The 9,315-nt window shown below is 77.1% G+C and carries 15 protein-coding genes and 1 pseudogene; 4 read left to right on the top strand and 12 right to left on the bottom strand.

Annotated elements, in window-relative coordinates; all coding sequences use genetic code 11:
• Window positions 1–2: 2 nt before the first annotated feature.
• From QSK03_RS29210 to QSK03_RS29220, 3 genes are all read right to left on the bottom strand, one after another.
• On the bottom strand, window positions 3–605 hold the full coding sequence (locus QSK03_RS29210; RefSeq protein ID WP_285659104.1) for an Rv1733c family protein: 603 nt from the start codon (window positions 603–605) through the stop codon (window positions 3–5).
• A 152-nt stretch (window positions 606–757) separates the two neighbouring features.
• Complete coding sequence (locus QSK03_RS29215; RefSeq protein ID WP_285659105.1) at window positions 758–1,180, bottom strand: pyridoxamine 5'-phosphate oxidase family protein; 423 nt, start codon at window positions 1,178–1,180, stop codon at window positions 758–760.
• A gap of 143 nt (window positions 1,181–1,323) precedes the next feature.
• Window positions 1,324–2,457, bottom strand: a complete 1,134-nt coding sequence (locus tag QSK03_RS29220) for a cation:proton antiporter domain-containing protein (RefSeq protein ID WP_285659106.1) — start codon at window positions 2,455–2,457, stop codon at window positions 1,324–1,326.
• A gap of 171 nt (window positions 2,458–2,628) precedes the next feature.
• Here QSK03_RS29220 and QSK03_RS29225 point away from each other — a divergent pair, with 171 nt between their 5' ends.
• Both QSK03_RS29225 and QSK03_RS29230 read left to right on the top strand, forming a co-directional pair.
• A complete protein-coding gene (locus QSK03_RS29225) occupies window positions 2,629–2,910 on the top strand; it encodes a hypothetical protein (protein WP_285659107.1) in 282 nt (93 codons plus the stop codon).
• A complete protein-coding gene (locus tag QSK03_RS29230; RefSeq protein ID WP_285659108.1) occupies window positions 2,907–3,911 on the top strand; it encodes an Acg family FMN-binding oxidoreductase in 1,005 nt (334 codons plus the stop codon). Before QSK03_RS29225 ends, QSK03_RS29230 begins: the two co-directional genes overlap by 4 nt.
• A 17-nt stretch (window positions 3,912–3,928) precedes the next feature.
• Here QSK03_RS29230 and QSK03_RS29235 read toward each other — a convergent pair whose 3' ends face one another.
• The gene (locus QSK03_RS29235; RefSeq protein ID WP_285659109.1) at window positions 3,929–4,108 is read right to left on the bottom strand and encodes a hypothetical protein; all 180 of its coding nucleotides are present in this window, start codon (window positions 4,106–4,108) and stop codon (window positions 3,929–3,931) included.
• Window positions 4,109–4,307: 199 nt separating this feature from the next.
• On the opposite strand from QSK03_RS29235, the gene QSK03_RS29240 reads away from it, so the two are divergent.
• Together QSK03_RS29240 and QSK03_RS29245 are read left to right on the top strand one after the other, a co-directional pair.
• Window positions 4,308–4,556 (top strand): pyridoxamine 5'-phosphate oxidase family protein, encoded by a 249-nt coding sequence (locus QSK03_RS29240; RefSeq protein WP_285659110.1) that lies wholly within the window; start codon window positions 4,308–4,310, stop codon window positions 4,554–4,556.
• Window positions 4,557–4,559: 3 nt separating this feature from the next.
• Window positions 4,560–4,718, top strand: a complete 159-nt coding sequence (locus QSK03_RS29245) for a hypothetical protein (protein ID WP_285659111.1) — start codon at window positions 4,560–4,562, stop codon at window positions 4,716–4,718.
• Window positions 4,719–4,735: 17 nt separating this feature from the next.
• Here QSK03_RS29245 and QSK03_RS33285 read toward each other — a convergent pair whose 3' ends face one another.
• The 8 genes and pseudogenes from QSK03_RS33285 to QSK03_RS29285 form a co-directional block, all read right to left on the bottom strand.
• Window positions 4,736–4,948: a universal stress protein gene (locus QSK03_RS33285; protein ID WP_352232069.1), complete on the bottom strand. Its 213-nt coding sequence runs from the start codon at window positions 4,946–4,948 to the stop codon at window positions 4,736–4,738.
• Between the two features lie 128 nt (window positions 4,949–5,076).
• On the bottom strand, window positions 5,077–6,018 hold the full coding sequence (locus QSK03_RS29255) for a universal stress protein (protein ID WP_285659112.1): 942 nt from the start codon (window positions 6,016–6,018) through the stop codon (window positions 5,077–5,079).
• A complete protein-coding gene (locus QSK03_RS29260) occupies window positions 6,015–6,458 on the bottom strand; it encodes a hypothetical protein (RefSeq protein ID WP_285659113.1) in 444 nt (147 codons plus the stop codon). The genes QSK03_RS29255 and QSK03_RS29260 overlap by 4 nt, the downstream gene beginning before the upstream one ends.
• A gap of 11 nt (window positions 6,459–6,469) precedes the next feature.
• A complete protein-coding gene (locus QSK03_RS29265; protein ID WP_285659114.1) occupies window positions 6,470–6,952 on the bottom strand; it encodes a universal stress protein in 483 nt (160 codons plus the stop codon).
• A 129-nt stretch (window positions 6,953–7,081) separates the two neighbouring features.
• Window positions 7,082–7,906, bottom strand: a complete 825-nt coding sequence (locus tag QSK03_RS29270) for a universal stress protein (RefSeq protein ID WP_285659115.1) — start codon at window positions 7,904–7,906, stop codon at window positions 7,082–7,084.
• Between the two features lie 14 nt (window positions 7,907–7,920).
• Window positions 7,921–8,388: a CBS domain-containing protein gene (locus QSK03_RS29275; protein WP_285659116.1), complete on the bottom strand. Its 468-nt coding sequence runs from the start codon at window positions 8,386–8,388 to the stop codon at window positions 7,921–7,923.
• A gap of 115 nt (window positions 8,389–8,503) precedes the next feature.
• The gene (locus QSK03_RS29280; protein WP_285659117.1) at window positions 8,504–9,016 is read right to left on the bottom strand and encodes a universal stress protein; all 513 of its coding nucleotides are present in this window, start codon (window positions 9,014–9,016) and stop codon (window positions 8,504–8,506) included.
• Between the two features lie 85 nt (window positions 9,017–9,101).
• A pseudogene (locus QSK03_RS29285) lies at window positions 9,102–9,315 on the bottom strand (alcohol dehydrogenase); the annotation flags it as partial.

Genomic DNA, 9,315 nt, shown 5'->3' on the forward strand with positions numbered 1-9,315 from the left:
GCTCAGCGCCGGCTCTCGTGATCGGGCCCGGTGAACCGGCGCCACGCCCTCTCCCACGCTCGCAGGCGCGCCCGGTCGAGCACCCACCGCAGTGCGGCGAGCAGCTGCAACGACACCACCAGGTCGAGCACCACGAGGAACAGCGTGGTCAGGATGCCCTGCCCCGCCGGGTACGCCGGCGTCATCGGCGCCACGGTCGGCCGGTCCGCACGGTCCACCCACAGCGTCCGGGTGTCGCCGCGTCGGGTGTCCGACGGCACGTGCGTCACGACGACGCGGCGGGTGCCGTCGGCGGCGGTCCATCCCACCGGAGCCCGGAAGCCGTAGCTCTCCGCGTTGGGGCGCGCCCCCGTGTCGTTCTCGGGGGGCGCGAGCACCACCGCCGTGACCTGGTGGCGCTCCGCCTGCTGGGTGGCGATCTGGGGGGTGAGCCTCGCGGTCACGGAGCTGCCGATCGTCAGGAACACCGGCAGCAGCATCAGCCCCAGGACGAGCAGCACCCAGCGCGCGCCCACCTCGATCCTGTCGCTGCGCCGTCGCAGGGTCGACGGCCTCGGCACGAACGCGCCGATCACCCGTCGCGTCGCCTCGGTCGTGTCGCGCATGGTGAGCCGCCTCCCTCGGTGCTCCTCGCTGTCACCGACAGCCTCGGGCGCCGGCCGGGGGCGACGGCACCGGCGGCGGACCCGCCGACGGCGGCCGGGTGGCCCGGAGTCGGTGGGACCATCGGCCGGTCATCGGACGGTCGTCGCCCCGGTCAGGCACCGCCCCCGGGGTCCAGCACGAGCCGCCGACCCGTCACCCGCCGGGCCGTGATCCGCAGGACGTGGGCACCACGCCGCCGGACCCACGGCCGGTGCCCGACGTCGAGGACGGCGAGCAGCTCGTCGACGTCGTTGACGACCTCCGCCCGCCCGACGACCAGGACGCTCCACCCCGTGCGGGCGTCGACGTCGATCTCGTCGGCCTCGAAGGCGACGACGTCGCCCCTCCGTGCGGCCTCGAGCTTGGGGCCGGCGCCGGTCCGGACGATGATCGAGTTCTCGTGCCGGAGGAAGTTCACCGGGTGGACCGCCGGGGCGTCCCCCTCGGTGAAGACCATCCGCCCGATGGGCACCGTGTCGAGCAGGCGGGAGCACTCCCCCACGGTCAGCTCGTCGGTCTCGCGGCTCGTCGTCATGTCCGGACCTCCGCTCGTCTCGTCATCGGGCGACCTTCAGCCCCGGAGCCGCCGGCCGCACGGCCCCGATGTGCCCCTCCTCGCGGGGACGTTGGTCCCCGATCTGCTCGTGGCGGGTCCGCGGGCAACCCGGGACGCCGCTCCTAGGACGGCGACGGCCCGACCTCGCCGCGCCGGCCGAGCAGCGCCCCGCCCACCCCGGCGACCGCGACCGTGACCAGCGCCGCCGCCGTCACGGCCGCGGCCTGCTCAGCGCCGAACAGTCCGCGCGAGGAGGCGACGGCCACCACGGCGGAGGGCACGCCGAGTGCGGCGGTGGCGACGAGCCCCGACGCCGCCGGGCGGCGCAGGGCGATCGCTGTCAGGACGTGGACCACCACCGCCGCCGCGACCAGCGCGCTCGCCGAGGAGAACAGCGCCGCGAAGCGCAGCCCGGCGCCGTAGGTCACGAAGAACAGGGGCACCAGGAAGCCCTCGGCGACCCCGATGAGTTGCTGGGCCAGGCGCCGGGGCTCCCCCAGCGCGGCCAGCACCGCACCGGCCGCGAACCCGGCGACGAGGACGCTCGCGCCGAACGCCACCGCGAGGGCGGCGAGGCCGAAGAGGACCGCGAGGCCGAGCCGGAGGTCCAGCGCCCAGCCCTGGCGGACGGACTCGTCCCGGAGGACGACCACGGCACGGGCCGCCCGGAACCGCCGGCCGAGCCACCACGCCACCACCGCGAGTGCCGTGACGAGTGCCGCGCCGAGCAGCGCCCGCCCGACGTCGCCGCCAGCCAGGACCACGGGGACGGCGAGCACGGTGACGACGTCGAGGGCGGTGATCCACCCCGCCGTGAACGCGGCGACGGGCTCCCGCAGCCCGCCCGGACCGGACTCGAGGATGGGGACGGCGACCGCGACCGACGACGTCGCCACCAGCACGACCAGCACCGCGGGCGGGGACGCTCCGAGCCATGCCACGAGCAGCCCCGCGGGGATCGCGAGGGCCACGGTGACCGCCGTGGCCGCAGCCATGGACGCCAACTGGGGACGCAGGCCCGGGTCGCGGACCGGCAGCCGGGTGCCGATCACGAACATCAGCATGGCCAGGCCCACCTCGCCGAGGAAGCGCAGGGTCGGCTCCCCGGGGTCCACCCAGCCGAGCCCCCCGCGCCCGATCACCGCGCCGGCGAGGATCTCCCCGACGACGGCGGGCACCCGGACCCCGGGCACGGCCGCCAGCGCCGGGCCCGTCAGCCCGGCCACCACGACCACCGCGAGCAGCCCGAACGTCACCCGCCGATCATCCACCGCACTCGTCGGGCGGGAGCCTCGTCGCGGCTCCGGTCTCAGGAAGCGTCGGCATCCCGCGTCCAGAAGGGGCGCAGGGCCCGGCGGGTCGGGACCAGCAGCACCTCGACGCGGTGCGCCGGCCGCGATGGGCTGGCGGCCGGGAGAGGAGCCGCCATGGACACCGTGCCCGAACGCCGACCGACCGAGGCGTACGACCTCGCCGCCGCGGTGGTGGCGCTCAGCCGTCGCGACGTCCCCCGGGTGACGCTGCTCGCCGCGCTCGACCAGGCCCGGACGTCGCTGCGCCGCGAGCCGCACCGCGACGTGCGACGCACCCTGACCTGGGTCGTCGGGGCGGTCGAGCGGGGTGAGAGCGCCGACGCGTGCGTCGACGCCGCGCTCCGCGTCGCGGCCCGGGACCTGGGCCGCCCGCCGTCGGCGGGGTACGCGCGATGAGCACCCCGATGCTCGCCGCCGAGCGCGCCGCCCTGCGGACCGCCGCGGCCCGCGCGATGCGGGCCCCCTCCGAGCACAACGCCCAGCCCTGGCGATGGGTCCTCGGTCCCGACGGGCTCGATCTGCACGTCGACCGGTCCCGGCGGCTCCGGTTCACCGACGAGCGCGGGCACGGCACGCTGCTCGGCTGTGGATGCGCCCTGCACCACCTGCAGGTCGCCCTCGCCGGCGACGGATGGCTCGCCGACGTCCGGCACCAGCCCGACGGCCCCGCCGACCGCCCGCTCGCCCGGATCCGCATCCGGCCCGCGGACGGCGAACCGGACGCGCGGACGTCCCGGCACGCGGCCGCCATCGACGAGCGCCACACGGATCGCCGGCGGTTCTCGGGGCGGTCGGTGTCGCCCGCCGTCCTGGGCGCGCTGGACGACGCGGCGCGTCCCTTCGGCGGTGTCCTGCACCTGACGTACGGCGGGCACCGGGCGCTCCTGGCCGGGGCGATGCGGGATGCCGCGGCCCGTCAGCCCGAGCAGGAGGGCTACCTCGCCGAGCTGAACCAGTGGACCCATCGCTACGCGGGGGCGCACGACGGCATCCCGGCCGGTGCCCGCCTCGACGGGCCCCCGCCGTCCTACCGCGACCTCGTCCTGCGCTGGTTCCCGCGCGGGACGCTGCGCCAGCCCCACGCCGGCGCCGATCACGAGGACGCCTCGGCGCTGGCCGTCCTGACGGCGGTCGACGACGACCCGGTGTCGGTGCTGCGGGCGGGCGAGGCGCTCAGCGCGGTGCTCCTCGAGGCGACGGCCCAGGGCCTGGGGACGACACCCGTCACCCAGGTCCTCGAGGTACCCGAGACGAGGGAGCTCGTGCGCCACCTCGTGGTGGGCGCCCACCGACCTCCGGTGTGCGTGCTGCGCCTCGGCTGGCCCGACCCGCTCGGCGCGCCGCTGGTCCCGACCCCGCGGCGCCCGCTGGAGCAGGTGCTCACCGAGGTGGGGTGAACCGCCGCTCCCCGGGATCAGCCGGTGCGACCCAGGACGTCGTCGAGCAGCTCCTCGAGATCGCGCAGCGGCCGGTACCGGTCGCGCTCGGCGGGCGGCGGGCGCACCGAAGGCGCGTCGGGGTCGCGGCCCTCGTCGGTGTCCGGCGGTGCGGGGTCGTGTACGACCGGTCCCGGTGACGACACGTCCTTTCGCACAGGTCCTCCTTCGGCGGCGGGGAGCGTTCGGTGCTCCCCACCGTGACCGTCCGGTCGCCGGTCGTGCAGGGCCGAAGGTCCCGATCCGGACGCGGACCCCGCGTACCGGGCCCGCCCGGGTCCCATGTCCCGCGCCGAGGGTGGGCTCGTGGTGAGGAGCGCGAGGGCGGGATCGGCCCCGTGTGGCGAGGAGGACGTCATGACGGTGGACCACGGCATCGTCGAACCCCTGGGTGCCGCGGAGAGCCTGGCCCTGGTGCTCACCGCCGAGCTCGGGCGCCTGGCGTTCACCGACGAGCGCGGCCCGACCGTCGAGCCGTTCGCCGTCGCCGTCGAGGACACCGCGATCGTGCTCGCGGCGGGGCCGCACAGCGGCGCGCGTGCGACCGCGGGCCAGACGGTGGCCTTCGAGGTGGACGAGATCGACCCGGTGCACCGCTCGGGGTGATCGGTGGTCGCCGTCGGGACGCTGCACCGGGCCCGCCCGAGCGTCGCCGCCGACCCCGATCCCTGGCCGGACGCCGCCGACGGGGAGGACCGGCTCCTGCTCGAGGTGAGGATCGACCGCCTCACCGGCCGGCGCCTGCGCCGCGAGACACGGCGGGAGTGAGGCGGCGGCGGACGGGATCAGGCGGTGTCCGGCCCCGGTGGCAGCAGAACGGTCACGGGGCAGCGGGCGCGCAGGACACATCCGATCGCGACCGGGCCGGTGAGGCGGCCGTGCCGGGCACCACGTCCACGGTGGCCCACGACGAGGAGATCCGCGTCGCCGGCGGCGTCGACGAGGACGTCCGCGGGCGGTCCGGCGACACCCAGGACGTCGACCGGGCCGGCCGGCACCGGCTCCCCGGCGGCGCGGCGGGCGGCGACGGGCCGCTTCCGCGAGGGCGTGGTGCAGTGCGGCCCGGGCTCCGTCGGAGCCGTCGATGCCGACCACGACCGTGCCGCCGGTGCCACCCGGCGTGCCGTCACCCACCGCCGTCGCCTCCTGCCCGGTCGGTCTCCTCGGGGCCCCCGAGCGGGACGACGACCACCGAGCACGGCGCCCGCAGCACCGCGCCGTGCGCGACCGACCCGATCAGCCAGCGGACGAGCGCCCCGTGTCCCGTCCGCCCGACGACGACCACGCTCGCACCGAGCTGCTCCGCGACGTCGATCACCGCCTTCGTCGGGTCCTCGGCCGGCACGACGACGTCGACGTGCGGGACGGACCGGGTACGCGCGTGCTCCTTCGTCACGCCGTGCACGAACTTCTCGACGCGCGGACGCAGCGCCTCGCGCACCGCCTCGAGGGTCTGGCCGGGCAGCGGCCGGAACCCCACGGTCGTCGGTGGGGGCGCGACCCCGGTGACCGCGACGACGCGCGAGCCGCGGCGCGCACCCTCGTCGAGGGCGTGGCGCAGCGCGGCGGCGGAACCCTCCGAGCGGTCCACACCGACGACGACGGGGCCGTCCGGGCCGGGCTCCCGGGGTCGCACCACGAGCACGGGGCAGGTGGCGAGGGCGAGGACCCGCAGTCCGGTCGACCCGAGCACGGCGCTGCCCAGCGGACCGCGGCCCCGGTGCCCGACGACCAGGATCGCGGCGTCGCGTGCGGCCTCGGCGAGGACGGGGGCCGGCGATCCCGGCTCCACCCGCACCTCGAGCGGCACCGACCGCAGGTCCGCGGGCAGGGGCATCACGGCCTCGTCGGCGAAGCGCCGTGCCTGCTCGAGGACCGCCTCGCTCATGCGGTCCGGCTCCGGCAGGTCCTCGACCCCCTCGCCGTCGGCCCACGCACCGGCCGCCGGGAACGCCAGCACCGCGGTGACGGGGTCGCCGCGGCGGGCCCCCTCCTCCAGGGCGACGGCCAGGGCGGCCGCGGCCGCGGGCGGACCGTCCAGGCCGACGACCACCCCGCGCCGCGTCACGGTCCCCACTCCCCGAGGAGCGCGCGCAGGACGTCGGTCGTGGTCAGGATCCGCAGCGGGTCGTCCACGGTGCGTCGACGTACCGGCAGGGCGGGCAGGCCGGTGGCGAGCAGGCGCCGACCGGCGTACGTGAACGTGTCCTCCGCGGCGAGCACCTCGACGCCACAGGGGCGGTCGAGCGCGTCGTGCACGGTCCACCGGTACTGGACGAGGGGCCCGCCGGCGGGCCAACGCTCGGCGAGGCCGCCCGCCGTGACGACGGCGATCGGCAGGCCGTCGCGCACCACCACACCCGCACGGGCCGGGTCGTGGTGGAGCCGTGCCCATGCCTCCGGCAGCGGGCACGACTCCGGGATCAGGGCAGCCGGGCGAGCGACCGCGTCCACCGGCACGTCGTCCTCGACCACGGTCGTGACGTCTTCTTCCGCGGAGGCGGACACGGTCGGCTCCCTCAGGCCGCGGCGGGCTCGGGCACGACGGTCACGGGACACCCGGCGTGCAGCACGCAGCCGAGGCCGACCGAGCCGAGCATCATGCTGCCGAAGGCCCCGCGGCCGCGGTGACCGACCACCAGCTCGTCGGCGCCCCGGGCCAGGTCGACGAGGACCTCGGCCGGCCGGCCCGGCACGGTCTCGACGGTGACCTCGGGCAGGGCGACGTCCCAGGAGGTCTGCTGGAGCACCTCGTCCACCATGGTGCGGGCGGCCTTCGCCTCGTCCTCGCGCAGGGCGTCGGGGTCCGGCACCGGGGTGGCGGCTGCGGCGCCGTAGCTCCACGCGGACCACATCTCGGGCGGCTCGTACACGGCGACGGCGCGGACACGGTCGCCGCGGCGGGCGGCGATGCGGATCGCCTCCTGCAGCGCGAGACGCGAGCCGGTCGACCCGTCGATCCCGCACACGATCACGCCGGCCTGGTTGCCGTTCTCGGTCATGGTCCTTCCCTCCCTCGGCTGCGGCCTCGTGCCGCGGATCCAGCCTCGTGCGCGCCGACGCCCGCGGGTCAGAGCCGGATGGTCCGGGGCTCGACACGAAAGGCGGGGCCGAAGGTCCCGGCCGCCGCTTCAGGAGCGGGTGCGCCACGTCCGGCGCGGTGGTCCGCCCGACGGGACGACGAGCACCGGGCACCGGGCCGCCCGGGAGACCTGGGGCACGGGTGAGGGCGTGACCGCGGCCAGCAGCCGACCTCGGCGCGGGCGCCCGAGCACGAGCAGACGGGCGCCGGACGACACCTCCACGAGCTCGGGTGCCGGGTCGCCGTCGGCGACGTGGACCTCGAGAGCCACCTCCGGGTACGCGAGGTGCCAGCCCGAGAGGTGGTCGGTCCAGAAGCGGTGCTCCTCCGCCGTCTCCGCCCCGAGCTCGTCGTCGGCCACGAGGACCCCGGGCTCCGGATCGCGGAAGCGCAGCGCGACCAGGGGTGCCCCGCGGGCCGCGGCGGCGTCGAAGGCGGCGCCGACCGCCTCGTCGGTGGTGCGGGGTGCGAGCGCGAGCACGACCGGCCCGCCGCGGTGCGGCGGCTGGTCAGGCACGACCGCCACGGTCTCGTAGGCGCCGTCGACCAGCTGGTCGACCCCGGGCGTGTCCTGCGGCACCACGAGGACCCCGGCGCCCGCACCGGCGCGTCCCAGCCGGTCGGCCAGGGTCGGCCGCCCCACCACCGCGGCGAGTGCCCGGGCGCCGAGGTCCCGCACCGAGGGCCGGCGGGAGGTCACCCGGGCGGCCTCGGGATCGACGAGGATCTCCAGCGGCGCGCCGGTCCGGTCGGCGTGCCGGCGCGCCCACGAGAGGACGGCGTGCCGCCCCGGCGCGGCGGGCGCGTAGGCGCGCACCACGCCCGCCGGGCGTCGTCCGGGGGGCACGTCCCCGGAGGCGACGGACGCGGCCACGGCGAGGTCCCGCGTCAGGCGCCGGCGTCGCCGAGCAGGAAGCCGACGATGTCGCGCATCGACACGATACCGACGACGGCGTCCCCGTCGTCCCCGTCGTCCCTGTCGTCTCTGTCGTCTCTGTCGTCCCCGCCGCCCTCGGCTCGCACGAGGACGTGCCGCACGCCCGCGTCGAGCATCAGGCGCGCCACGGCGACGACCGGCGTGTCCTCGGACGTGGAGACGAGGTCCACGGTCATGAGGTCGGAGGCCTGGGTGTCGAGGGTCCCGCGGTTCGCGACGACGGCGACGAGGTCACGTTCGGAGACCACACCGATCGGCTCGTGGCCGTACTGCACGACGACCACCCCGATCTCGTCCATCGCGAGCTCCTCGGCGACCTCCTGCAAGGACGTGTCGGGCGGCACGGTGGCGAGGTTGCGGTTCGCCAGCCGCCCGACGGGGACGGTCTCGCCCGCGGAGCGGGTGACGGTCGGGCTCATCTCTCCTCCTGGGTTCGTCGCTGCGCCGGAGGCTGCCGGGCGCCGCGACCGCGCGGCAGGGGACGACGGTCCGCCCGGCCCGGGACCTCCGTCGCCTCCGGCCTGACCGACGGGCTCACGACGCCGTCGCGGCGCTGCCGGCCGGGGTGGCCGTGGCGGTCGGGATGACGGTCAGCGGGCACCGGGCGTGCCGCAGGCACCACCACCCGACCGAGCCGAGCACGGTCGTCGCCGCCCGCCCGCGACCACGGTGACCGAGCACGAGGAGCGCGGCGTCGGAGGACGCCCCGGTCAGCACCGGGCCCGGGTCCCCCGCCACCGCCCGCACGGCCACCGGCGGCACGGCGTCGTCCGGGTGCTCGACGCGGTCGGCGGCGAGCACCTCGTCGACGACCGAGCGGGCCGCGGCCTGGGTCGCGGTCGCGACCGCGGCGCGATCGGCGACCACCGGCACGCGGTCGAGAACGGCGAACCGTTCCGGAGAGAGGAAGGCGGCCACGACCTCGACCGAGGTGCGCCGGCGCCGGGCCTCCCGCAGTGCGTACCGCAGCGCGGCCCGCGCCTCGACCGAGTCGTCGAGGCCCACCACCACGCGTCGGGCGCCGTTGCTCCTCGCACTGTCCACCATGGTCACCCGCTCCTTCCGACACGTCGCGTCGAGCTCACGGTGCGACCGCACCGGCGCCCCGGGCAGGGCCCTCGGTCCCGGGATGTCAGGGCACGAGGACCGCCGCACCCGTGATGCGGTCGTCCGCGAGGTCCGCGAGGGCCTGACCCGCCCGGTCGAGCGGGTACGGCACGGTCGTCACCTCGAGGTGGTGCTCGGCGGCGACGCGCAGGAACGCCCGGGCGTCGGCGCGGGTGTTCGAGGTGACGCTGCGCAGGCTGCGCTCACCGAACAGGTGGCGCTGGTAGTCCAGCGGCGGC

The sequence above is a fragment of the Actinomycetospora sp. NBRC 106375 genome, from assembly GCF_030269665.1.
Lineage (GTDB): Bacteria > Actinomycetota > Actinomycetes > Mycobacteriales > Pseudonocardiaceae > Actinomycetospora.